Origin of the sequence: Streptomyces fumanus (assembly GCF_014655295.1) — a bacterium.
Taxonomy (GTDB): domain Bacteria; phylum Actinomycetota; class Actinomycetes; order Streptomycetales; family Streptomycetaceae; genus Streptomyces; species Streptomyces fumanus.
Genome location: NZ_BNBI01000009.1, coordinates 272169 through 297266, shown reverse-complemented (window position 1 = coordinate 297266; position 25098 = coordinate 272169). Strand labels below are relative to the sequence as shown.

17 protein-coding genes are annotated in these 25098 nt (G+C 73.6%); 13 read left to right on the top strand and 4 right to left on the bottom strand.

Going from position 1 to position 25098, the window contains the following annotated elements; genetic code table 11:
- Nucleotides 1-113 precede the first annotated feature (113 nt).
- A complete protein-coding gene (gene groL / locus IE316_RS21400; protein ID WP_190206046.1) occupies nt 114-1739 on the top strand; it encodes a chaperonin GroEL in 1626 nt (541 codons plus the stop codon).
- 64 nt (nt 1740-1803) lie between these two features.
- Here groL and IE316_RS21395 read toward each other — a convergent pair whose 3' ends face one another.
- Together IE316_RS21395 and IE316_RS21390 are read right to left on the bottom strand one after the other, a co-directional pair.
- The gene (locus tag IE316_RS21395) at nt 1804-2577 is read right to left on the bottom strand and encodes an SDR family NAD(P)-dependent oxidoreductase (protein WP_190206045.1); all 774 of its coding nucleotides are present in this window, start codon (nt 2575-2577) and stop codon (nt 1804-1806) included.
- A 96-nt stretch (nt 2578-2673) separates the two neighbouring features.
- A complete protein-coding gene (locus tag IE316_RS21390) occupies nt 2674-3342 on the bottom strand; it encodes an MOSC domain-containing protein (protein ID WP_190206044.1) in 669 nt (222 codons plus the stop codon).
- Between the two features lie 81 nt (nt 3343-3423).
- Here IE316_RS21390 and IE316_RS21385 point away from each other — a divergent pair, with 81 nt between their 5' ends.
- The gene (locus IE316_RS21385; protein ID WP_190206043.1) at nt 3424-4320 is read left to right on the top strand and encodes a LysR family transcriptional regulator; all 897 of its coding nucleotides are present in this window, start codon (nt 3424-3426) and stop codon (nt 4318-4320) included.
- Between the two features lie 92 nt (nt 4321-4412).
- On the opposite strand, the gene IE316_RS21380 is transcribed toward IE316_RS21385, so the two are convergent.
- Nucleotides 4413-4742: a WhiB family transcriptional regulator gene (locus IE316_RS21380; RefSeq protein ID WP_190206042.1), complete on the bottom strand. Its 330-nt coding sequence runs from the start codon at nt 4740-4742 to the stop codon at nt 4413-4415.
- A gap of 380 nt (nt 4743-5122) precedes the next feature.
- On the opposite strand from IE316_RS21380, the gene IE316_RS21375 reads away from it, so the two are divergent.
- The 4 genes from IE316_RS21375 to IE316_RS21360 all read left to right on the top strand — a co-directional run bounded on the left by IE316_RS21375 (nt 5123) and on the right by IE316_RS21360 (nt 9687).
- Nucleotides 5123-5734 carry a response regulator transcription factor gene (locus IE316_RS21375; RefSeq protein WP_003948568.1) on the top strand — a complete coding sequence of 204 codons (612 nt, stop codon included), beginning with the start codon at nt 5123-5125 and terminating at the stop codon, nt 5732-5734.
- A 322-nt stretch (nt 5735-6056) separates the two neighbouring features.
- The gene (locus tag IE316_RS21370) at nt 6057-6647 is read left to right on the top strand and encodes a sigma-70 family RNA polymerase sigma factor (RefSeq protein ID WP_190206041.1); all 591 of its coding nucleotides are present in this window, start codon (nt 6057-6059) and stop codon (nt 6645-6647) included.
- 142 nt (nt 6648-6789) lie between these two features.
- Nucleotides 6790-8298 (top strand): IMP dehydrogenase, encoded by a 1509-nt coding sequence (gene guaB / locus IE316_RS21365; protein ID WP_190206040.1) that lies wholly within the window; start codon nt 6790-6792, stop codon nt 8296-8298.
- A gap of 264 nt (nt 8299-8562) precedes the next feature.
- Entirely contained in the window at nt 8563-9687 is a 1125-nt protein-coding gene (locus IE316_RS21360) for a GuaB3 family IMP dehydrogenase-related protein (RefSeq protein ID WP_190206039.1), read from the top strand.
- Between the two features lie 59 nt (nt 9688-9746).
- On the opposite strand, the gene IE316_RS21355 is transcribed toward IE316_RS21360, so the two are convergent.
- A complete protein-coding gene (locus IE316_RS21355; protein ID WP_190206038.1) occupies nt 9747-10955 on the bottom strand; it encodes a nucleotide sugar dehydrogenase in 1209 nt (402 codons plus the stop codon).
- A gap of 297 nt (nt 10956-11252) precedes the next feature.
- Between IE316_RS21355 and IE316_RS21350 the strand changes: the two genes are divergently transcribed.
- From IE316_RS21350 to IE316_RS21320, 7 genes are all read left to right on the top strand, one after another.
- Nucleotides 11253-12959: a glycerol-3-phosphate dehydrogenase/oxidase gene (locus tag IE316_RS21350; RefSeq protein WP_190206037.1), complete on the top strand. Its 1707-nt coding sequence runs from the start codon at nt 11253-11255 to the stop codon at nt 12957-12959.
- 274 nt (nt 12960-13233) lie between these two features.
- On the top strand, nt 13234-14583 hold the full coding sequence (locus IE316_RS21345) for an aminotransferase class I/II-fold pyridoxal phosphate-dependent enzyme (RefSeq protein WP_190206036.1): 1350 nt from the start codon (nt 13234-13236) through the stop codon (nt 14581-14583).
- 536 nt (nt 14584-15119) lie between these two features.
- Entirely contained in the window at nt 15120-17177 is a 2058-nt protein-coding gene (locus tag IE316_RS21340) for a serine/threonine-protein kinase (protein ID WP_190206035.1), read from the top strand.
- 154 nt (nt 17178-17331) lie between these two features.
- Nucleotides 17332-19896: a serine/threonine kinase C-terminal domain-containing protein gene (locus tag IE316_RS21335; protein ID WP_190206034.1), complete on the top strand. Its 2565-nt coding sequence runs from the start codon at nt 17332-17334 to the stop codon at nt 19894-19896.
- Nucleotides 19897-20104: 208 nt separating this feature from the next.
- A complete protein-coding gene (locus IE316_RS21330; RefSeq protein ID WP_190206033.1) occupies nt 20105-21919 on the top strand; it encodes a serine/threonine-protein kinase in 1815 nt (604 codons plus the stop codon).
- 81 nt (nt 21920-22000) lie between these two features.
- Complete coding sequence (locus IE316_RS21325; protein WP_190206032.1) at nt 22001-23170, top strand: serine/threonine-protein kinase; 1170 nt, start codon at nt 22001-22003, stop codon at nt 23168-23170.
- Between the two features lie 244 nt (nt 23171-23414).
- Nucleotides 23415-25094 carry a succinic semialdehyde dehydrogenase gene (locus tag IE316_RS21320; RefSeq protein ID WP_190206031.1) on the top strand — a complete coding sequence of 560 codons (1680 nt, stop codon included), beginning with the start codon at nt 23415-23417 and terminating at the stop codon, nt 25092-25094.
- The last annotated feature ends 4 nt before the right edge of the window (nt 25095-25098 follow it).

Genomic DNA, 25098 nt, shown 5'->3' with positions numbered 1-25098 from the left:
ACTTCGCTTCAATGCTTTGCTGCTGCGCCCCTGGCCCCCCGCGTCACTTGAGAAGCCGGGCGCCCGGGGCGCAGCGTCGTTAACCCAGATTCCGGAAGAGGGCTCACGCTCCCATGGCGAAGATCCTGAAGTTCGACGAGGACGCCCGTCGCGCCCTCGAGCGCGGCGTCAACAAGCTCGCCGACACGGTGAAGGTGACGATCGGCCCCAAGGGCCGCAACGTCGTCATCGACAAGAAGTTCGGCGCCCCGACCATCACCAACGACGGTGTCACGATCGCCCGCGAGGTCGAGATCGAGGACCCGTACGAGAACCTCGGCGCCCAGCTCGTGAAGGAGGTGGCGACCAAGACCAACGACATCGCGGGTGACGGTACGACCACCGCCACCGTGCTGGCCCAGGCGCTGGTCCGCGAGGGTCTGCGCAACGTCGCCGCGGGCGCCTCCCCGGCCGCCCTGAAGAAGGGCATCGACGCGGCCGTCGCCGCCGTCTCCGAGGACCTCCTCGCCACCGCCCGGCCGATCGACGAGAAGTCCGACATCGCCGCCGTGGCCGCGCTGTCCGCCCAGGACCAGCAGGTCGGCGAGCTGATCGCCGAGGCGATGGACAAGGTCGGCAAGGACGGTGTGATCACCGTCGAGGAGTCCAACACCTTCGGCCTGGAGCTGGACTTCACCGAGGGCATGGCCTTCGACAAGGGCTACCTGTCGCCGTACTTCGTGACGGACCAGGAGCGCATGGAGGCCGTCCTGGAGGACCCGTACATCCTCATCAACCAGGGCAAGATCTCCTCCATCGCCGACCTGCTGCCGCTGCTGGAGAAGGTCATCCAGGCCAACTCCTCCAAGCCGCTGCTGATCATCGCCGAGGACGTCGAGGGCGAGGCGCTCTCCACCCTGGTCGTGAACAAGATCCGCGGCACCTTCAACGCCGTCGCGGTGAAGGCCCCCGGCTTCGGCGACCGCCGCAAGGCCATGCTCCAGGACATGGCGGTCCTCACCGGCGCCACGGTCATCTCCGAGGAGGTCGGCCTCAAGCTCGACCAGGTCGGCCTGGACGTGCTCGGCTCCGCCCGCCGCGTCACCGTCACCAAGGACGACACCACCATCGTCGACGGCGCCGGTGACAAGGCCGACGTCGAGGGCCGCGTCAACCAGATCAAGGCCGAGATCGAGACCACGGACTCCGACTGGGACCGCGAGAAGCTCCAGGAGCGCCTCGCCAAGCTGGCCGGCGGCGTGTGCGTGATCAAGGTCGGCGCCGCCACCGAGGTGGAGCTGAAGGAGCGCAAGCACCGTCTGGAGGACGCCATCTCCGCGACCCGCGCCGCGGTCGAGGAGGGCATCGTCTCCGGTGGCGGTTCCGCCCTGGTGCACGCCTCCAAGGTCCTGGAGGGCAACCTCGACAAGACCGGCGACGAGGCCACCGGCGTCTCCGTCGTCCGCAACGCCGTGGTCGAGCCGCTGCGCTGGATCGCGGAGAACGCGGGCCTGGAGGGCTACGTCATCGTCTCCAAGGTCAAGGAGCTGGAGAAGGGCAGCGGCTACAACGCCGCCACCGGCGAGTACGGCGACCTGGTCAAGGCCGGAGTCATCGACCCGGTGAAGGTCACCCGCTCCGCCCTGGAGAACGCCGCCTCCATCGCCTCCCTCCTGCTGACGACCGAGACCCTGGTCGTCGAGAAGAAGGAAGAGGAAGAGCCGGCCGCCGCGGGCCACGGCCACGGCCACGCCCACTGAGCCCCACCCCTTCCGGAAAGGCCCGGCACCCCTCGGGGGCGCCGGGCCTCTCCGCGTCCACGGGCTACCGCGGGCCGTACTTGCGGCCGGTCCGGGAGCTGATCCCGCCCAGCAGTCCCCGGGGGACCAGCTTGGCCGCGCCCATCAGGGCCTTGTACCGGGGGTCGGGGATGGAGAGGGTCTTGCCGCGGGCCAGGTCGGTGAGGGCCGCGGCGACCAGCTTGTCGGCGTCCAGCCACATCCAGTTCGGGATGCCGTCCGTGCCCATGCCCGCCCGCTGGTGGAACTCGGTACGGACGAAGCCGGGGGCCAGCGCCATCAGCCGTACGCCGCTGCCCGCCAGGTCCCGTGCCGCGCCCTGGGTGAACTGCACCACCCACGCCTTGGAGGCGCCGTACGAGCCGCGCGGTACGAACGCGGCGACCGAGGCCACGTTCACGATCCCGCCGCGCCCCCGCTCCCGCATCGCCCCGGCCGCCGCCGAGGTCAGCCGCAGCACCGCCTCGCAGTGCACCTTGAGCATCCGCAGCTCGTCGGCGAGGGGCACCTCCAGGTAGAGGCCCTTGTTACCGAAACCGGCGTTGTTGACCAGCAGGTCGACGGGGTTCTTGCGGTCGCCGAGCCGGGCGGCCACCGCCTCGATGCCGTCGTCCGTCGCCAGGTCGGCCGCCAGCACCTCGGCCTCGATGCCGTGCCGGTCGTGCAGTTCGGTCGCCTGTTCGCGCAGCCGCTCGGTGTCGCGGGCGACGAGCACCAGGTCGTGCCCGTCGGCCGCCAGCTTCCGGGCGAACGCGGCGCCGATGCCCGCCGTCGATCCCGTAATCAATGCCGTTGTCATGGCGCAAGGTTAGTGACCCGGACCGGGCGGGCGCGCTCCGCACACCGAGCCCCCCGGTCGGTGAAGCCCCGGTGAAGACGGTCCGGCGTCCGTCCGTCAGGAGGCGTGCCCGGCCACGTACTTCTGTGCCGTCTCCAGCGCCAGCGGGTGCAGCGCGTCGGCCGCCGCCAGCAGCTCCGGCAGCAGCTCGCGCTCGGTCGTCAGTGCGCGGAACTGCAGGGCCACCGTCACCCCGTGACTCGGCCGGTGCACGATCTCCACCGGATCGCCCGCCCGCACCTCACCGGGCTCGATCACCCGGAAGTACGCGCCCGGCGCTCCCTTGCGGGTGAACCGCCGCACCCACTGCTTCTCACCCAGATGGCCCTGGAAGGTCAGGCAGGGTATCCGCCCGCTGGTCACCTCCAGGACCACGTCCGCGCCGACCCGCCAGCGCTCGCCGATCAGCGCGCCGGACACGTCCAGGCCCCGGGTGGTGAGGTTCTCGCCGAACGCGCCGTTGCGCAGCGGCCGGCCCAGCTCCCGCTCCCAGTCGTCGAGGTCCTCGCGGGCCATCGCGTACACCGCCTGGTCGTCACCGCCGTGGTGCCGCGTGTCGCACACCGCGTCCCCGGCGAGCCCGCTGCCACCGGTCCCCTTCGGCCCCGGCGCCGCCACCCGCACCGGCCCCTCGACGGGCCGCTTGTCGATGCCGGTCACACCCTGCGGATGGTCGGTGTACGGCACGGCCTCGGGCCGGCCCAGGTTCACGGACAGAAGTTCCATGGCGGCACGGTAGACAACGCGGCCTCAAAGCGTCGACGGATTATTCGCCGCCGTATCAAAGCAGGGCTTATCCTCGGGGGCGTGATCGAGGCTCGTCATCTCCGGGTACTGCGTGCCGTCGCCGCCACCGGCTCCTTCTCCGCGGCGGGGCGTGAGCTGGGCTGCACCCAGCCCGCCGTCAGCCAGCAGATGAAGGCCCTGGAAGCCTCCGTCGGCACCCCCCTGCTGGTCCGCGCGGGCCGGGAGATGCGGCTCACCCAGGCCGGCGAGGCGCTGGTGCGGCACGCCTCCGGCATCCTCGCCGGGCTCACCGCCGCCGAGGAGGAGGTCGCCGCCATCGCCGGGCTGCGGGCCGGCCGGGTCCGGCTGGTCTCCTTCCCCAGCGGCAGCTCCACCCTCGTCCCCACCGCCCTCGCCGCGCTGCGGGCCGCCCACCCCGGCACCCGGGTCTCCCTGGAGGAGGCCGAGCCCCCGGCCTCCGTCGAACGGCTGCGCGAGGGCGACTGCGATGTGACCCTCACGTTCCGTTACGAGGGGGCGGCGGGCGCGGAGGAGTGGGACGACCTGGTGGTCCGGCCGCTGCTGAGCGACCGGCTGGTGGCGCTGGTGCCCGAGCGGCATCCGCTGGCCCGCGCCGGGTCGGTGGCCATCGGCGAACTGGCCGGGGAGTCCTGGATCGCGGGCTGCCCGCGCTGCCGGGGCCAGTTGGTCGAGGTGTGCGAGGCGGCCGGCTTCGCGCCCCGCATCGACTTCGCCACCGACGACTACCCGGCCGTCGTCGGCCTGGTCGGCGCCGGTCTCGGGGTCGCCGTGCTGCCCCAGCTCGCGGTGGACTCGGTCCGCCCGCGCGGCGCCCGCACGGTCCGGCTGGAACCCGTGGTGCGCCGGGAGATCGTCGCCCTGACGCTGCCCGACCTGGCCCAGGTGCCGGCGGTGGCGGCGACGCTGGACGAGCTGGCGCGGGCCGCGGGCGCGTGACCCGCCCGGGCGCCGGGCGGTGCGGGGCCCGGCGTGCGGCGTGCGGCGAGCGGCGAGCGGCGTCCGGCGTCCGGCGTTGGAGAAACGTTCTTTCAGGTGTGCGCGGCGGAGTCGCCGCCGGCCGGCGAGGCCGACACCAGCCGGTTGCGCGCGCGCCCCATCAGCTCTTCCCGTTCGTCCTCGGTCAGTCCGCCCCACACGCCGTACGGCTCGCGCACCGCCAGCGCGTGCGCCGCGCACTCCGCGCGGACCGGGCACCTCATGCAGACCTCTTTGGCCGAGTTCTCACGAGCGCTGCGGGCCGCGCCGCGCTCGCCCTCCGGATGGAAGAAGAGCGAGCTGTCCACCCCGCGGCACGCAGCCAGGAGCTGCCAGTCCCACAGGTCCGCGTTCGGTCCGGGAAGGCGGGAGAAATCTGCCATGGCGTGACCCCTTGCAACCGATCTGGGTGGATACGAAATCCACGACCGTACAACTACGGTCTAAGGAGATGAAAATATGACTCATTGCGAATCTAGTCGCAGACACCGCCGAAGCGGAAGAAAAGCGGCCAAATGGGGCATAGGTTGTGATGAAAGATTGTGGGTTCGCTGCGTGTGACTGACTCGTGTCCGTCCCCTCACGTAGAGTGCCGAAGACGACACACAGCCCCGTAACTCTTTCGAGTGACCGTCGTTGAGAGTGCGGAGGCGGTTGAAGGACAAGTGCTCGGGCGGGTGTCCGAGACGGTCGACCGCACAGGTGACGATTCCGTACCAGCCTGGAGGCTCAAGGTGACGCGCACTAGCTGCGGAGGACGGTCATGACATCCGTCCTCGTCTGCGACGACTCCCCGCTTGCCCGAGAGGCGCTCCGCCGCGCGGTCGCGACCGTGCCCGGCGTCGAGCGCGTGACGACGGCTGCCAACGGCGAGGAAGTCCTCCGCCGCTGGGGCGCCGACCGCTCCGACCTGATTCTGATGGATGTGCGCATGCCCGGCCTGGGCGGTGTCGAGACCGTCCGGCGGCTGCTGTCCGCCGACCCCGGCGCGCGCATCATCATGCTCACCGTCGCCGAGGACCTCGACGGCGTGGCCCTCGCGGTCGCCGCCGGCGCCCGGGGCTATCTGCACAAGGACGCCTCGCGCGCCGAACTGCGGGCCACGGTCACCCAGGCCCTCGCCGACCCGACCTGGCGGCTCGCCCCGCGGCGGCTGCGCTCCGCCGAGATGGGCGCCGCGCCGACGCTCACCGCGCGGGAGATCCAGGTGCTGGAGGGCATGAGCCACGGCCGGTCCAACGCCGAGATCGGCCGCGAGCTGTTCCTCTCCGAGGACACCGTCAAGACGCACGCCCGGCGGCTGTTCAAGAAGCTCGGGGCCTCGGACCGCGCCCACGCGGTGGCCCTCGGCTTCCGCTGGGGCCTGGTCCGCTAGGTTCCCCGGCCGCCGCGCCGTACCGTCCGGCGCCCGCAGGACATCGCCGCCGGTCGGACGGGCCGGCGCGGGCCACGGGTCGCCACGGCCCCGCGCCCCCCGGGGCGCGGGAGCGGGGCCGGTCACGTAGCCCTGTCGGTGCCCGCTGCTCGTTTCGCCGCGGATGCCGCATCCTTGAGGTGTGGAGTTCCTCGGGGACGAGTCGGTCGAGCGGAAGGGGAGGGCGCAGGGGATGAGTTCCGGCGCACCTGCTCATAACGCTTCGGTGCACAACACCGGACGCGGTGTCACGGATCGGACGGCCGCAGGGCACCATGGACCGATGCGTGACGACGAGGCGGCCCCCGAGCAAGGGGGGACGGTCGGTGCGCTCGTCCACCGGGCCGTCGACGGGGACGAGCAGGCCACGCACGACCTGCTCGCCCATGTCCACCCGCTCGCCCTGCGCTACTGCCGCACCCGGCTCTCCCGGCTGCCCGGCGACGCCCGGCACTTCGTCGAGGACCTCGCCCAGGAGGTCTGCGTCGCGGTCCTGCTCGCGCTGCCGCGCTACAAGGACACCGGCCGCCCGTTCGAGGCGTTCGTGTTCGCCATCGCCGCCCACAAGGTCGCCGACCTCCAGCGCGCCGCGATGCGCCACCCCGGCTCCACCGCCGTGCCGTCCGACGAGATGCCCGAGCGGCCGGACGACTCCCTCGGCCCGGAGGAGCGGGCGCTGCTCAGCAGCGACGCCGAGTGGGCCAAGAAACTGCTGGCCAACCTGCCCGAGAACCAGCGCGAGCTGCTGCTGCTGCGGATCGCCGTCGGCCTCACCGCCGAGGAGACCGGCCAGATGTTGGGAATGTCACCCGGCGCGGTCCGGGTCGCCCAGCACCGGGCGCTCAGCCGTCTGCGGGCGCTCGCGGAGCAGTAGCCCCGGGGCCGGCGGACCCGCCGCCGACCAGGCCCGTACGAAGCTACGAAGGCCCGCCGCCTCCTTGATCGTGGAATGACCCACGTCCATTCCCCGTTAGCATGGACATCCGCACCGATCAAGGCCATTTGGGGAAGGTGTCATGACTGCCAACGTCGACGGAGTGCCCGAGAAATTCGCGACACTCGGGCTGACCTACGACGACGTGCTGCTGCTGCCGGGCCCGTCGGACATGGCACCCGACGAGATCGACACCGCCTCGTACGTCTCCAAGAACGTGCGGGTCAACATCCCGCTGCTGTCCGCCGCCATGGACAAGGTCACCGAGTCGCGCATGGCGATCGCGATGGCCCGCCAGGGCGGCGTCGGCGTGCTGCACCGCAACCTGTCCATCGAGGACCAGGCCAACCAGGTCGACCTGGTCAAGCGGTCCGAGTCGGGCATGGTGGCCCACCCCATCACGATCCACCCGGACGCCACGCTCGCCGAGGCCGACGCCCTGTGCGCCAAGTTCCGCATCAGCGGTGTGCCGGTCACCGACGGCGGCGGCAAGCTGCTCGGCATCGTCACCAACCGCGACATGGCCTTCGAGACCGACCGGGCCCGCCGGGTGCGCGAGGTCATGACGCCGATGCCGCTGGTCACCGGCAAGGTCGGCATCTCCGGTCACGAGGCGATGGAGCTGCTGCGCCGCCACAAGATCGAGAAGCTGCCGCTGGTCGACGACGGCGGTGTCCTCAAGGGTCTGATCACCGTCAAGGACTTCGTCAAGGCCGAGAAGTACCCCAACGCCTCCAAGGACGCCGAGGGCCGGCTGCTGGTCGGCGCCGCGGTCGGCGTGGCCGGCGACGCCTACGAGCGGGCCCAGGCGCTGATCGAGGCGGGCGTCGACTTCATCGTCGTGGACACCGCGCACGGCCACTCCCGGCTGGTCGGCGACATGGTCGCCAAGATCAAGTCCAACTCCACCGGCGTCGACGTCATCGGCGGCAACATCGCCACCCGGGACGGCGCCAAGGCCCTGGTCGACGCGGGCGCCGACGGCATCAAGGTCGGTGTCGGCCCCGGCTCCATCTGCACCACCCGCGTGGTCGCCGGCGTCGGCGTCCCGCAGGTCACCGCGATCTACGAGGCGTCCCTGGCCGCCCGCGAGGCCGGTGTGCCGGTGATCGGCGACGGCGGTCTGCAGTACTCCGGCGACATCGCCAAGGCCCTGGTGGCCGGCGCCGACACGGTGATGCTGGGGTCGCTGCTCGCGGGCTGCGAGGAGTCGCCGGGCGAGCTGCTGTTCATCAACGGCAAGCAGTTCAAGTCGTACCGGGGCATGGGCTCGCTGGGCGCCATGCAGACCCGCGGCGACCGCAAGTCGTTCTCCAAGGACCGCTACTTCCAGGAGGGCGTCGCCTCCGACGAGCAGCTCGTCCCCGAGGGCATCGAGGGCCAGGTGCCCTACCGGGGCCCGCTCTCCTCGGTCGTCCACCAGTTGGTGGGCGGTCTGCGCCAGTCGATGTTCTACGTCGGCGGCCGGACCGTACCGGAGCTGCAGAGCAACGGCCGGTTCGTGCGGATCACCTCCGCCGGCCTCAAGGAGAGCCACCCGCACGACATCCAGATGACGGTCGAGGCACCGAACTACAGCCGCACCAAGTAGCCGGCGCCTGCCAGGGCGGTCCCGGGAGATCCGGGGCCGCCCAGGGCGTTGCTGCGGGATCTCCGCGGCGTCACGACGCCCGGCACGCACCCTCGCCGCACGGTGTGAAGGGCCAGGTGGCTCCGCCACATGACCCTTCACACCGCACGCCGAGCGCACGCACCGAACGCCGCTCCTTCTTCCACGGAGATCCCGCAGCAACGCCCTGCCGTGCCCGTCGGCGATACTGGAAGACGCTGAAACGCAGAGGGAAAGGCCACAGACGTGACTGAGATCGAGATCGGGCGCGGCAAGCGCGGCCGCCGGGCGTACGCCTTCGACGACATCGCCGTCGTCCCCAGCCGCCGTACCCGGGACCCGAAGGAGGTCTCGATCGCCTGGCAGATCGACGCCTACCGCTTCGAGCTGCCGTTCCTGGCCGCCCCGATGGACTCGGTCGTCTCCCCGGCCACCGCCATCCGCATCGGCGAGCTCGGCGGCCTCGGCGTGCTGAACCTCGAAGGGCTGTGGACCCGGTACGAGGACCCTCGGCCGCTGCTCGACGAGATCGTCGGCCTGCCCGTCGAGGCCGCCACCCGCCGGCTGCAGGAGATCTACGCCGCTCCCATCAAGGAGGAGCTGATCGGGCAGCGCATCAAGGAGGTGCGCGACTCGGGCGTGGTCACCGCCGCCGCGCTCTCCCCGCAGCGCACCGCCCAGTTCTCCAAGGCCGTGGTCGACGCGGGCGTGGACATCTTCGTCATCCGCGGGACGACCGTCTCGGCGGAGCACGTCTCCGGCTCGCACGAGCCGCTCAACCTCAAGCAGTTCATCTACGAGCTGGACGTCCCGGTCATCGTCGGCGGCTGCGCCACCTACACCGCCGCCCTGCACCTGATGCGCACCGGCGCGGCCGGCGTCCTGGTCGGCTTCGGCGGCGGCGCCGCGCACACCACGCGCAATGTGCTGGGCATCCAGGTCCCCATGGCCACCGCCGTCGCGGACGTGGCGGCGGCCCGCCGCGACTACATGGACGAGTCCGGCGGCCGGTACGTGCACGTCATCGCGGACGGCGGGGTCGGCTGGTCCGGCGACCTGCCCAAGGCGATCGCCTGCGGCGCCGACTCGGTGATGATGGGCTCGCCGCTGGCGCGCGCCACCGACGCGCCGGGCAAGGGCCACCACTGGGGCATGGAGGCGGTCAACGAGGAGCTGCCGCGCGGCAAGAAGGTCGACCTCGGCACCGTCGGCACCATAGAGGAGATCCTCATCGGTCCGTCCCACACCCCCGACGGCTCGATGAACTTCTTCGGTGCCCTGCGCCGCGCCATGGCCACCACCGGCTACAGCGAGCTGAAGGAGTTCCAGCGCGTCGAGGTGACGGTGGCGGACTCCCAGCACCGCCGCTGAGCCGCGTACGCGGACGAGGGGCCGGTCACCTGGTGGTGGCCGGCCCTTCGCGCGTTCCCTCACAGCCGGTGGGCCGCCCCGGTGGGCGTGGCGCCGCGGGTGTCCAGCAGGAGCTGGGCCTTCACCGACAGGCCCTGGAGGTCGTACGTGCGGTGCTGCTGGAGCAGGATGGTCAGATCGGCGTCGGCGGCGGCCTCGTACAGGGAGTCGACGCGGGGGACCGGGCGGTCCAGGACCGACCAGGACGGGACGTGCGGGTCGTGGTAGCTGACCGCGGCGCCCATCGACACCAGCCGGGTCGCGATCTCCTCGGCCGGGGCGGCCTGCAGGTCGGCGAGGTCGGCCTTGTAGGTGACGCCGAGGAGGAGGACGCGGGCGCCGCGGGCCGACTTGCCGTGCTCGTTGAGGAGGGCGGCGGCGCGCTGGACGACGTAGCGGGGCATCTGGCTGTTGACCCGCTGGGCCAGCTCCACCATGCGCAGGGCGTGTGGGGCCCGGCCGGTGAGGTCCTGCGGGACGGAGTGGCCGCCGACGCCGGGGCCGGGGCGGAAGGTCTGGAATCCGAACGGTTTCGTCTCGGCGCAGCGGATGACGTCCCACAGGTCGACGCCCAGATCGTGGCAGAGGACGGACATCTCGTTGACGAGTGCGATGTTCACATGCCGGAAGTTGGTCTCCAGGAGCTGCACCGTCTCCGCCTCCCGGGGGCCCCGGGCGCGGACCACCTTGTCGGTCAGGCGGCCGTAGAAGGCGGCGGCCGACTCGGTGCAGGCGGGGGTGAGGCCGCCGATGACCTTCGGGATGTTCGCGGGGGTGAAGTCGCGGTTGCCGGGGTCGACGCGGCTGGGGGAGTAGGCGAGGTGGAAGTCGCGCCCCGCGCGCAGGCCCGATCCGTGTTCCAGGACCGGGCGGAGGAAGTCCTCCGTCGTCCCCGGGCGCACCGGCGACTCCAGGATCACCGTGGTGTGCGGGCGCAGATGGGCGGCGAGGGTGCGGGCCGCGGCCTCCACCTGGGCCAGGTCCGGGCCGCCGTCCGCGCCCGGCGGGGTCGGCGCGCAGATGACGGCGGTGCGGACCCGGCCCAGCTCGGCCGGTCCGGCGGCGGTCCGGAAGCCGCCGGCGAGCATCCGGCGCAGTTCGGCGGGGGTCAGGGAGCCGGCCTCGGGCCCGGTGCGGTAACCGAGCGTGGGGATGCCGGCGGCGACGGCGGCCTGGGCCAGGGGCAGGCCGTAGGGGCCGAGTCCGATGACGGCGAGATCTGCGGGCATGGCGTGGGCCGTCCTTCCCAGTAACCGAAGCGGGACAGGCGCGCAAGCCCGGTGGACAACCCGGGCGAGCACACGGTCAGACTAGGAGTAAATATGACCGATTTGCGGGATTGGTCGGCCGAGTCTCCCCGAGTGTTGGTGTGACGGTTGTCCACAGGTGAGGACTCGTGGTGGCTGAAGTCGGGCAAGCCGGTCAGAATCTGGGCATGGGGGGTACGCGGTACGACCGGGCCTCGCCCCACGGGTGCGGCCGACGCGACCGATGGACCGGGACGACCGGACGAGCGGGAGGCAGCGGTGAGGACAGCGATACTGGGCCCGGCGCAGCGCGCCGAGTCGCTGGCGGCGATGGCCGAGCGGGAACTGGACGTGCTGGTCGTCGGCGGCGGCGTGGTGGGCGCGGGCACCGCCCTGGACGCCGTCACCCGCGGTCTGTCCACCGGCCTGGTCGAGGCGCGCGACTGGGCCTCCGGCACCTCCAGCCGGTCCAGCAAGCTGATCCACGGCGGCCTGCGCTACCTGGAGATGCTCGACTTCGCGCTGGTCCGGGAGGCGCTGAAGGAGCGCGGCCTGCTGCTGGAGCGGCTCGCCCCGCACCTGGTGAAGCCGGTGCCGTTCCTCTATCCGCTGCGCCACAAGGGCTGGGAGCGGCTCTACGCCGGGTCCGGCGTCGCGCTCTACGACGCGATGTCGATGGCCCGCGGGCACGGCCGGGGCCTGCCGGCCCACCGCCACCTCAGCCGCCGCCACGCCCTGCGCGTGGCACCCGCGCTGAAGAAGGACGCGCTGGTCGGGGCGTTGCAGTACTACGACGCGCAGATGGACGACGCCCGGTTCGTGGCCACCCTGGTGCGCACCGCGGCGGCGTACGGCGCGCCGGTCGCCAACCGTGCGCGGGTGACCGGCTTCCTGCGCGAGGGCGAGCGGGTCGTGGGCGCCCGCGTGCGGGACGTCGAGGGCGGCGGGGAGTACGAGATCCGCGCCAGGCAGGTGGTCAACGCCACCGGGGTGTGGACCGACGACACCCAGTCGCTGGTGGGGGAGCGCGGCCAGTTCCACGTCCGGGCCTCCAAGGGCATCCACCTCGTCGTCCCCAAGGACCGCATCCACTCCTCGACCGGGCTGATCCTGCGCACCGAGAAGTCCGTGCTGTTCGTCATCCCCTGGGGCCGGCACTGGATCATCGGCACCACGGACACCGACTGGGACCTCGACAAGGCTCACCCGGCCGCGTCCAGCGCGGACATCGACTACCTCCTCGAACACGTCAACTCGGTGCTCGCCGTGCCGCTGACCAGGGACGACGTCGAGGGGGTGTACGCGGGGCTGCGGCCGCTGCTGGCCGGCGAGTCGGACGCCACCAGCAAGCTCTCCCGCGAGCACACGGTCGCCCATCCGGTCCCCGGGCTGGTGGTCGTGGCGGGCGGGAAGTACACCACGTACCGGGTGATGGCCAAGGACGCGGTCGACGCGGCGGTGCACGGCCTGGACCAGCGGGTCGCCGACTGCGTCACCGAGGACGTGCCGCTGCTGGGCGCCGAGGGCTTCCGCGCGCTGTGGAACGCGCGGGCGCGGGTCGCCGCCCGGACCGGCCTGCACGTGGTCCGCGTGGAACACCTGCTGAACCGTTACGGCACCCTGGCCGAGGAGGTCCTGGCGCTGATCGCCGCCGACCCCTCGCTCGGCGAACCGCTGCCCGCCGCCGACGACTACCTGCGCGCCGAGATCGTGTACGCCGCCTCGCACGAGGGCGCGCGGCACCTGGACGACGTACTGACCCGGCGCACCCGCATCTCCATCGAGACCTTCGACCGGGGCACCCTCAGCGCCCGTGCGGCGGCCGGGCTGATGGCGCCCGTGCTGGGCTGGGACGAGGACCAGGTGGAGCGCGAGGTGGAGCACTACGAGAAGCGGGTCGAGGCGGAACGGGAGTCCCAGCGCCAGCCCGACGACCTGACGGCGGACGCGGCACGACTGGGGGCGCCGGACATCGTGCCGTTGTGAGGCGCCGCGCTGCCGCCGTGACGCCCTGACACGCGCCCTCGTCACCTGCTCCGTCTCGCTCGCCGCGCTGAACCGCGCGGAGGTGGAACACGTTTCGGGAGGCGCAGGGACGGCGTCGTCGCGGACGAGTTCTCCGGGCCGGGTCAGGGCGGCGCGTCGGATGGCGGGGTACCGGCCGCGCGCGCGAACAGGCGGGGCGCCGGAGGGCCACGACCGCGGCGGCGACCGGCCGTCACGCTCACGCGCCACGGAGACAGGAAAGAGAACGCCCTCCATGCACCCACTGGCCGACATCACCGCCGACCGGGGCCTGCCGAATCCCTATGGAGACGCCGCTCTGCTGATGGAGTACCAGGACGCCGGACACGACCCGGCGGACGTGATCTACCTCAGCCTGGGCGAGACCTGGACGCAAGCCGCCCCGGGCCTGCGTGACATCCTCGCCTCGGCCCTGCCGGCGTACTGCCACGGGTACGTCCTCAGCCCGTACGGCCTGCCCGAGCTGCAACGCGCCCTGCGGGCCTACATCCGCGCCGACCACGGCCTTGCGGACGCCGCCGCGCTCGGCACCGACTACGACGTGTGCGTCTCCCAGAACAGCACCCGCAACGCCATGTTCCACTTCGGCCGGTGGCTGCGGGAGACCACCCCGGCAGCCGTCACGGGACCGCCGGTCGCCGTCTGCTCCACGCCGGCCTGGGACTACTCCGGCGTCTGCACGGCACTCGGCTACGAGATGCGGCACTTCTCCCTCGCCCCGGAGACCGGCTACCAGCCCGACCCCCAGGAAGTGGCCCAAGTGCTGCGCCGGGCACGGCGGGACACCGACGGCCCCGTGCTGCTGATCCTCAACGCCCAGCACAATCCCACGGGAGCCAACTGGGCCCCGGACACCGTGCGCGCCATGATCCGGGCCGCCGTCGAGACGGGTGCCGACCTGCTCGTCGACGACGCCTTCTACGCCGTGTACGACCCCGGCATCACCCCCACCAACACCCTGCGCATCCTGCTGGAGGAGGTCGGCGGGCTGCCCCCGGCCCGCCGCCCCCGCTGGCTGGCGGTACGGTCCCTCGGCAAGCAGTACCACTGCAACGGCTGGGGCATCGGCGCCCTGACCGCCGCGCCCGGTACGCTGACGCAGCTCTGCACCCGCCTGCTGCCCCAGTACACCTATGTCTCCGCCGTCCCCCTGCAGGCCGCGATGGCCCGCTGGCTGAGGTCGCCCGCCAGCGACGCGTACCTCGCCCGGCAGCGCGAGGAGTACGCGGCCAAGCGCGCGGAGGTGGGCGGCCGCCTCACGGACGGCCTCGGCTACCCGGAAGGGGCCTTCTTCCCCGGGCGGAGCGGTCCCTTCCTGCTGGCGCGCACACCTCCGTGGTACGCGCAGGACGCGGCCCCCGGTGCGCGGCCGGACTTCCGGCGGTACTGCCTGTACCGCTGCGGTGTCCTCCTCGGCGAGGGCCACATGTCCACCCCCGGCCTGCCGGTGAACGACTCCCGGGGCTACGTCCGGCTCTACCTCGGCGCCCCCCTGCCGTCTCTGGTGGAGGCACTGGAGAGGATGCGCGCCGCCGGACTGGTCTGGGAGGAGGAGAGGACCCGGCGCCGGGCGGCCGTGGCTTGACGGCCCGCCGGCACCGCCGGCCGTGCGGGCGCGGCCGTGCGGCGGGGCGGTGAAGTCCGGGAACCGGGGAAGGAGGTATCTGTCGGACCCAGCGGAGCGATGAGACGGCGCTCGGCCTCCACGGCGCACGAGTGCCCGGTGACCTGCTCGGCGACCACGCCGAGCAGCACACGTAGTCGGTGGTGGAGCACGAGGAGCGGCCCAGGTCGGCCGGGGGGCGGGTGAGAGCGATGCGCGGGACCTGACGGGACGTCACGGACACGCGGATCGGGCGGAGTCCGGCGCGGTGCTCGTCGGCGGGCCGCGGACCGCGTGAAGCGGGTCAGGAGCAGGGCGAACGCCGGTGGCGTCCGCGTCGGCGGCACCGCGGGCTCCTCCTTCCTCGCGCCCGTCGTGCAAGGCCGTGGAACGCCGGGTGCACCGGGCCCCGCCACGCGCGGGACCGGACTGCGCCGCCAGGGGCACCCTGGGCGTCGAGCACTTGTCGGGTGAGGGACAATGAAGGCTCTGTCAGGGCGGGTTGCATGAGGGGACGCATGTCGGAGGCGGAGCGGGCGGGGACATCCCGTCAGGACAAGAGCGCACGTCTCCTCGCCGGGCGGTACCGGCTGGGAGATGTGCTCGGCCGCGGCGGCATGGGGACGGTGTGGCGGGCCGAGGACGAGACCCTGGGACGCACGGTCGCCGTCAAGGAGCTGCGGTTCCCGTCGAACATCGACGAGGAGGAGAAGCGGCGCCTGATCACGCGTACGCTGCGCGAGGCCAAGGCGATCGCGCGGATCCGCAACAACAGCGCCGTGACGGTCTTCGACGTGGTCGACGAGGACGACCGGCCGTGGATCGTGATGGAACTCGTCGAGGGCAAGTCGCTCGCCGAGGTGATCCGCGAGGACGGACTGCTGGAGCCGCGCCGCGCCGCCGAGGTCGGCCTCGCCGTCCTGGACGTGCTGCGCTCGGCGCACCGCGAGGGCATCCTGCACCGCGACGTGAAGCCGTCCAACGTGCTGATCGCCGAGGACGGCCGGGTCGTGCTCACCGACTTCGGCATCGCCCAGGTCGAGGGCGACCCGTCCATCACCTCCACCGGCATGCTCGTCGGCGCCCCCTCCTACATCTCCCCGGAGCGGGCCCGCGGTCACAAGCCGGGACCGGCGGCCGACCTGTGGTCGCTGGGCGGGCTGCTGTACGCGGCGGTGGAGGGCACCCCGCCCTACGACAAGGGCTCCGCGATCGCCACGCTCACCGCGGTGATGACCGAGCCGCTGGAGGAGCCGAGGAACGCCGGACCGCTCAGGGACGTCATCCACGGACTGCTCACCAAGGACCCCGCCAAGCGGCTCGACGACGCCGGGGCCCGCGCGCTGCTCACCAAGATCATCAACTCGCCCGGCACCGCCGCGGAACCGGTGGACGCCACCAAGGTGGTGCCGCTGCCGGCCCAGCTCGACGAGCGGGCGGGTGCCGGGAGCCGGCGGGGCGAGGAGGCCGGGGAGAAGCTGCGCGGCGCCCTGCGCTCGGTGAAGAAGGCCGCCGTCTCGGCGGGGGCGGCCGGCGCGGCCGTCACCCGCTCCAAGTCCGGCAGCGGCGGACCGGCCACCGACGGCTCCGGCACGTCCACCGCCGCCGGGGCGTCCGCGTCCCCGGCGGCGGCGCGCAAGACCGCGCCGGCGGCCGCCGCGTCCGGTGCCGCGGGCACCGCCGGGCAGCGGTCCGCGCCGGGTGGCACCGGCACCGGGTCCGGCGGGCGCAGCTCCGGCTGGCCCGTGATGCCGCCGCCGGACCTGCCGGCCCGGCCCGTGCCGAAGGCGTCCCTCACCGACGTGGTGCCGAAGCGCACCCTGGTGATCATCGCGGTCGTCGTGGTGCTCGCCGTGCTCGGTCTGGTCCTCGCCCTCACCCTGGGGGGCGACGACGAGAAGAGCGCCGGGGGCGGCACCAAGGGCGCGGCCACGGCCACCGCGAGCGACGGCGCCGGGCGGGACGAGGCCGGCGGGACCCGTACGGACGGGGCCTCGTCGCCGAGCGCCGCCACGCCGAGCGGCGGGCGGAGCGCGTCGGCCGGCGCCGGGGCCGGTTCCTCCGAGGACGCCGGGGAGTCGGCGGACACCGACGACTCCGGTGGCTCCGACGACAATGACGGCAAGGGGGACGCCGCCGGCGACGGCGCCGTATCGACGCACCAGGGCAAGCAGGGCTACGAGATAGGACTGCCCAAGGGCTGGAAGTACGCGTCCACGGGCGCCGCCGGGGACCGGTTCACCGGGCCCGGCGGGCAGAAGCTGCTCGTCGCCTGGACCTCCACCCCCAAGAGCGACCCGGTGGCGGACTGGAAGAACCAGGAGCGCTACATGACGCGCTCCCAGTACCAGAAGATCCGCATCGAGAAGGTGGGCTACCGGGGCTGGAACGCGGCGGACTGGGAATTCACCTACGTCGAGAGCGGCACCAAGTACCGCACGATCGACCGGGGATTCGTCGTCAATGACCACCAGGGGTACGCGCTGATGTACACCGCGAAGTCCGCCGACTGGGGCAGCGACCTGCGCCGGGACACCTGGCGGACCCTGACGAAGACCTTCGAGCCCAAGTCCTGAGCCGGGCCCGCGCCGGTTTCACAAGGTTGAGATCTGGCATCACCTCTTTGCGGGTTGCCTCCGGCACGTATCGTGAGTGCTTGCGGACCGTACGCACCCGGAACGGGACGCGGGGCGAACGGATTTGACCGACCGGGGTGGCCGGGGAGGCATCGTGGACGACTACGCGGGACGGGTGCTCGCCGACCGCTACCGCCTGCCGCTGCCGCCGTCCGACGAGTACGAACTCACCGAGACCCGGGCCTTCGACACCTACAGCGGGCAGGAGGTCCTGATACGGCAGGTGCCGCTGCCGGAGGTCGTCGAGGCGGAGGTGCTCGACGCCGAGGGGCTGCCCGACGGGTTCACCGCGCGTGACGGCGACCCGCGCCGCCCCGGGCAGCGGGGGCCGGCCGCGGGCGGCGGGACCCGGCGGCCCACGGACCCGGTGGTACGGCGGGCCGTGGAGGCGGCGCAGGCCGCGGCGGCCATCCCCGACCACCCCCGGCTCGACCAGGTCTTCGACGTGTTCGCCGAGGGCGGTTCGCTCTGGGTGGTCAGCGAGCTGGTGGCCGCCCGGCCGCTGGCCGCGCTCCTCGCCGAGGAGCCGCTCTCCCCGTACCGGGCCGCCGAGGTCGCCTCCGACGTGCTGACGGCGCTGCGGGTGCTGCACGCCCACGGCTGGGTGCACCGGAACATCACCGCGCGCACGGTGCTGGTCTGCGACGACGGACGCGTGATGCTGACCGGGCTGGCGGTCGGCGCGGCGGAGGAGGCGCTGTCCGGGTACGACCCGGTGCCGGTGCCGGAGGGCGAACCGGGGGAGCCGGGCGCCGGGGCGGAGCCGGTCCCGGCCGGTGGTGCGGGTGCGGGTGCCGGTGCCGCCACGGTGGCCATCGAGCCCGGTAGCGGACCCGGCGACCCCGAAGCCGCGCGGCGGGCCGCGATACAGGCACGGGTGGCCGGCGGCCTGCCGGCCCAGGGCGGCGCCGGAACCCCCGCCGGAAGCGGGCCGCGGGCGCTCGAAGGCGCCGGTGACGTCCGCGCGGCGCGCGCCGGGGCGATCGCCGCCTACCGCGCGGGCGCCCGCGCCGCCGCCCGCGTCCAGGAGGCGCAGAACGGCCGGGCGGCGCTGCCCGGCGCCCGCCCCGCCCCCGGCGGCGGACCCGGGCCCGGCCCCGGCGGCAACGGGTCGGCGCAGCCGCCGTACGCCCCCGGGCGCGGCGCGCCCGCGTCCCCGCCCGGCCAGATCGCCGACCCCTACGGCGTACGGACCACCTCGGCCGCCCCGGCGGCCACGTCCTGGCACGGGGCGACACCCCGTACGGGCGACACCCCGGGCGGCGGCGGCCAGGGCCCGGCGCCCGGCACCCGCCACGCCCCCGCCCCCGTCCCCGACACCCGGAACGCCCCCGCCCCCGCTCCCACCCCGGGCCGGTGGGACGAGCTGGTCTCGCAGGCGCGCGTGCGGGGACGCGGGCCGACGACCGCGCTGGCGGCCGAGCGGGCGCGGCAGACGCGGATGGCCGTGGTCGGGCCGGTGACCGAGCGCTGGGCCCCGGAGCAGGCCGGCCCGGTGCACGAGAACTGGCAGCTCGCCGCGCCCATCGGCCCCGCCACCGACCTGTGGGCGCTGGGCGCCCTGCTCTTCCGCGCCGTACAGGGGCACGCGCCGTACCCGGAGGAGTCCACGGCCGAGCTGGTGCAGATGGTCTGCGCGGAACCGCCGGCCTTCGCCGAGGAGTGCGGGCCGCTGCGGCCGGTGGTGGAGTCGCTGCTGCGGCAGGACCCGACCGAGCGCCTCGACTTCGAGGAGCTGCGTGGCTGGTTGCGTTCGCTGGTGCGTTCGGCACCGGAGCCGGACGCCGGACTGAACGTCGTCCCCGCGCCGCCCCTGGACACCGCCAAGCTGCCGGTCGTCCGCCGCCGGGGCGAGCTGGTGCGCAGGCGGCGCGCCGGGCTGCCCGCGCACCACGGCCGGCACAAGCGGGGCCGTGGGGAACGGCGTTCCGCGCACCGGCTCGGCCGCACCCTGCTGGTGCTGGTGCTGCTGCTCATGGCGGCGGCGGTCGGGTACGCCATGCTCTTCATGCCGAAGGCCGGCCGGACGGACGGGACCGGCTCCACGGACCGGACGAGCGCCGCCGGCGAGGTCAGCCAGATGCCGCCCGGCGCGTCGGCGGGCCCGGAGGACGAGTCCCGGCCCGGGCGGGAGGAACCGGGGCAGGGGGCGGACCCCTCGCGGCCCGCCCGTTCCACCGAGCCGCAGACCACCGAGCCCGGCGCCGCCGACGGCTTCGTCCTGCGCAAGGACCCGGAGGGCTTCCGCGTCGCCGTCGCCAAGGGCTGGCACCGCACCCCCGTCAACGGGCGCGGCCAAGTGGTGTACGGGCGCGGCGACCTGGAACTGCTCGTGGTGCCCGGCCGGGACACGGCCGCCGAGTTCGGCGGCGACCCGATGAAGTACCAGCGGGACAGGGAGCCCGAGCTCCAGCCCTACCGCGACTCCAGTTGGGCCACCTCCACCGGGCTGAAGAGCATCGAGGTCGGCGGGCGGCGCATGGCCGAGGGCCAGTTCACCTGGAACGGCGACGACGGGGGCGAGCTGTACGTGCGCAACCTCGCCATGCTGATCGACGGGCGGTACCACGTGGTGCAGGTGCGCGGCCCGGAGGCGGAGCGCGACGAGGTGACCCGCCTGTACGAGCAGGCGTCGGCGACGTACCGGGCCGAGAAGTGACGCCGCGCCAGGAGGCTCGCTGTCGCATTGGAGTTGAGGAACCCGGCGCGACGGCGGGCCGACGCCCGGCGGACCCCTTCGGTTCACTTCCGGCGCGGAAAGCGACAACCGTCACAGAGCGGTCTCCGGGCCGCCCCGGCGGTTCCCTGCGCGGGAACCGGTCCCTACGCTGACCCTGTCAAGAGCATTGCGGGGCAACGTGAATCAGATGCAAGGCCGGCTCCTCGCGGGCCGCTACCGGCTCGCTGACGCCATCGGCAGCGGTGGCATGGGCCGGGTGTGGCGCGCCCACGACGAGGTGCTGCACCGGACGGTCGCCATCAAGGAGCTGACCGCCGCGCTGTACGTCGCCGAGAGCGACCGGGCCGTCCTGCTGGCGCGCACCCGCGGTGAGGCGCGGGCCGCCGCGCGGATCAACCACTCCGCCGTCGTCACCGTGCACGACGTACTGGAGCACGACGGCCGGCCGTGGATCGTGATGGAGCTGGTCGAGGGCCGTTCGCTGGCCGACGCGGTCAAGGAGGAGCAGCGCGTCGAGCCCCGCGAGGCGGCGCGGATCGGTCTGTGGGTGCTGCGCGCCCTCGGCGCCGCGCACTCCGCCGGCGTCCTGCACCGCGACGTCAAGCCCGGCAACGTCCTCCTCGGCCGGGACGGACGCGTCCTGCTCACCGACTTCGGCATCGCGCAGATCGAGGGCGACAACACCATCACGCGTACCGGCGAGGTCGTCGGCTCGGTCGACTACCTCGCCCCCGAGCGGGTCCGCGGCCACGATCCCGGCCCCGCCTCCGACCTGTGGGCGCTGGGCGCGACGCTCTACACGGCGGTCGAGGGCAGATCGCCGTTCCGCCGCACCTCGCCCCTGGGCACCATGCAGGCGGTCGTCGAGGAGGAGGCCGAGGAACCCCGGTACGCCGGTCCCCTCGGGCCCGTCATCACCGCCCTGCTGCGCAAGGATCCGGCCACCCGGCCCTCGGCGGCCGAGGCCGAGCAGATGCTCGCGGAGGCGGCGGAGGGACGGCGGCCCAGCGGGGCCCAGGCGTACGTGCCGACCACGCGGCTGACGGGCGACGGGCACCCGCACGGCACCGGGCAGTCGCGGTACGACGGATCCGCCGGGCCCGGGGGTTACGCCGGGTACGACGGATACGCCGGGTACGAGGGATACGGAGGCCAGGGCGCCCCGACCACGACCGGCCCCGCCACCACCACGACGGCGACCGGCGCGCCGGGCCACCCCGGCGCGACGACGGCGGCCCACCCCGGTGGCACGCCCCCGGACCGGCAGCCGCCCACCGGTACCGGTGCCCCGGCCGGACCTGGTGGCCCGTTCCGGCGGCGCGGACTGCGGGCCCTCGCCGTGGCGATCGCCGCCGCCGTGGTCGTCGGCGCGGTGGCCGCCGTCCTGATGACCGGCGCCGACCACGACGAGGACACCGGGAAGGACAGCGGAAAGGACACCGCCGTCTCCGCGTCACCGGCCCCGACCGGCACCACCCCGGCCCCGACCGGCACCACCTCGACCACGGCCGACGACGAACCCTCGGGCTCCGTGCCCAAGGGGTGGGTCCGGTACGACGACCCGCTCGGTTTCAGCCTCTGGCTGCCCGAGGGCTGGAAACGGCAGCCGCTCGACGAGGACGGCGACCTCCGGCAGATCGACTACACCCCCGACGGCGGCGAGCACTTCGTCCGGATCGCCATGGACACCGCGCCCGACTTCAACGACCCCTACGCCCACCAGCTCGACCTGGAGCAGCAGCTCAAGCTGGTCGACTACCGGCGGGTGACGCTGGAGCGCTCCACCTACCGGGACCGGGACAGCGCACGCTGGGAGTTCACCTGGAACGCCCTGGCCAAGGACACGCCGTTCCCCGGCCCGCGCCGGGCGGTGGAGGAGGCGTACCTGTCCCGGGACGGCGTCGAGTACGTCCTCTACATGTCCTCGCCCGAGGCGGACTGGGCGACCACGCGCGAGCAGTTCACGGCCGTGCTCCAGGGCTGGCAGGAGAAGACCGGCTGACGGGTCCGGCCGCACGTCGGTTGTCGGCCACCCCCGTTCGGCGGCTCCGAGCCGGTCCGTGCGGTGGGGCATGATGGGCCCATGGTGACCGAGGGGGCGGGCGGGCGTGTCATCGCGGGCCGCTACCGGCTTCAGTCGCGGCTCGGGCGCGGCGGCATGGGCGTCGTCTGGCGGGCCACCGACGAACTGCTCGGCCGGGAGGTCGCCGTCAAGGCCCTCCCGTTCGACGAGGGACTTTCCGATGCCGAGGCCCGCCGGCGCCGCGAGGGCGTCCTGCGCGAGGCCCGCGCGGTCGCCCAACTGAGCCATCCGCACATCGTCGTCGTGCACGACGTGGTGGAGGACGACGAACGCCCGTACCTGGTCATGGAGTTGATCCACGGCGGTTCGCTCGCCGACCGGGTCGCCGCGCACGGCCCGGTCGACACCGCCGAGGCCGCCCGGATCGGGCTCGCCCTGCTCGGCGCCCTGCGCACCGCGCACGAGGCCGGGGTCCTGCACCGCGACGTCAAGCCGTCCAACGTGCTGGTCGCCGAGGACGGCCGGGTCGTCCTCACCGACTTCGGCGTCGCCCGGGTCGCGGGCGCCACCACCCTCACCGAGGCCGGGTCCTTCGTCGGGTCCCCCGAGTACACCGCGCCCGAGCGGATGTCCGGCGCCGGAACCGGTCCGCACTCCGACCTGTGGTCGCTGGGCGCGCTGCTGTGCGCGGTGCTCAGCGGCGAGTCGCCGTTCCGCCGGGACTCGCTCAGCGGCATCGTGCACGCCGTCATCTCCGAGGAGATACGGCTCCCCGCGCGGGCCGGGCCGCTCCTTCCGCTCCTGCGCGGACTGCTCGAACGCGACCCCGTACGGCGGCTGGACGCGGCCGGGGCGGAACGGATGCTGCGCGACTTCCTCGCCACGGGCCGCCCCCCGGCGCCGCCCGTGGAGGGGACGCGGCACAGCCGGCGCGGCCTGCTGATGGCGGTGGTGCTGGCCGCAGCGACGGCGGGCGCGGGCATCTCCGCGGCCGCTCTGCTCATCGACGGCCTCGGCGACGACGGGGACACGCCGTCGCCCTCGGCGTCGGTGACGGCCACGAGCGCGCCGTCCGGCGTCCCGACCCGGACGGTGACGACCGTGCCGTCCAGCGTCCCGACCGAGACGGTCACCGTGACGCGTACGCCGGAGCGGTCCACGCCCGCGCCCACGGCCACGGCCACGGTCACATCCACGGCCACGGCCACGGTCGTGCCGTCGGCGACCTGACCGGGGGGCACCCGGGGCGCTCCCCGCAGGAACCCGCGTGGTCCCGCCTGGTCCCGCCCGGTCCCGCCTGGTCCCGCGCGATCGCGGCCCTCGGCCGAAAAGAACCCCCGCCCCCGCACCACCCCCCACAACCGCCCTGATCAGGCCATTCCTTGCCAGCGATCGCTGGCAGCGTGCGAGCCCTCCCGGAATCCCCGTTACCGACGGGTACACAAAGGCCCCGCCGCGTCATACCCTGCCGCACATGACGGACGCGCAGGCCCCGGACCTCACCGGCACGGACACCCCCGGCACCCCCACCGGCACCCCCGGCACCACCGGCGCCCCGGCCCCGGCCCCGGGCACCAACCCGGTCGCCCCCACCCCGGCGGGCACCCGTACCGCCGCCGACGTGGTCACCCCCGAGCTGGTCGCCCGGCTGGTCAAGGGCGTCGTCGGCTCCGGCCGGACCGTCAACCACACCCCGTTCACCGGCGAGAAGCTGGCCGACCTGCCCGAGTCCACCCCCGAGGACGTGGCGCGGGCCTTCGACCTGGCCCGGGCCGCCCAGGCGGTGTGGGCGGCCACCCCGGTACGGCGGCGCGCGGCCGTCCTGCTCCGCTTCCACGACCTGGTGCTCGAACGCCAGGCCGAGGTCCTCGACCTGATCCAACTGGAGACCGGCAAGGCCCGCCTGCACGCCCACGAGGAGGTCCAGGCCGTCGCCATGGCGGCCCGGCACTACGGTCACCGGGCCGGCGCCTATCTGCGGCCCAAGCGGCACACCGGCGCCATACCGGTGCTGACGAAGGTCACCGAGCTGCGCCACCCGCGCGGCGTCGTCGGCCAGATCGTCCCCTGGAACTACCCCCTCGAACTCTCCGTCGGCGACGCCCTGCCCGCCCTGGTCGCGGGCAACGCCGTGGTGATGAAGCCGGACACCGAGTCCTGCCTGACCGCGCTGTGGGCCCGGGACCTGCTGATCGAGGCCGGACTGCCCGCCGACGTGCTCCAGGCCGTCATCGGCCTCGGCCCCGTCGTCGGCCCCGAGGTCGTCAAGCGCGGCGACTACGTCTCCTTCACCGGCTCCACCCGCACCGGCCGCGAGGTCGCCCAGATCGCCGCCGACCGGCTGGTCGGCTTCTCGCTCGAACTCGGCGGCAAGAACGCCATGCTGGTCCTCGACGACGCCGACCTCGACAAGGCCGCGGCGGGCGCGGTCCGCGCCTGCTTCTCCTCCGCCGGGCAACTGTGCGTCTCCATCGAGCGGCTGCTGGTGCACGAGTCGGTCGCCGACGCCTTCCTGGAGCGCTTCGCCGCCCGCACCCGCGCGATGCGGCTGGGCAGCGCCCTCGCGTACGGCGCCGACATGGGGTCGCTGGTCAGCGGGCAGCAACTGGACACCGTACGGCGGCACATCGAGGACGCCGTCGCGCACGGCGCGCGGATCGTCGCGGGCGGGGCCGCGCGCCCCGACATCGGCCCGTTCTTCCACGAGCCGACCATCCTCGACGGGGTCACCGAGGCCATGACCGTCTGCGCCGAGGAGACCTTCGGGCCGGTCGTCTCCGTCCAGCGCTTCCGGACCGACGACGAGGCCGTCGACCGCGCCAACTCCACGCCGTACGGCCTGAACTCCTCGGTCTGGACGCGGGACGCCCGCCGCGGCCGGGCGATCGGCGCCCGCCTGCGCACCGGCACCGTCAACCTCAACGAGGGCTACGCCTCGGCGTACGGCAGCGTCCGGTCCCCGATGGGCGGCATGAAGGACTCCGGCCTCGGCCGCCGGCACGGCTCCGAGGGCATCCTCAAGTACACCGAGACCCAGACCATCGCCGAACAGCGCCTGCTCCCGCTGGCCCCCGCCCTCGGCATGGACGACGAGGGCTACGCCCGCTTCATGAGCCGCGGCCTGCGCGCCATGAAGGCGTTCCGGCTCAGGTGACGCA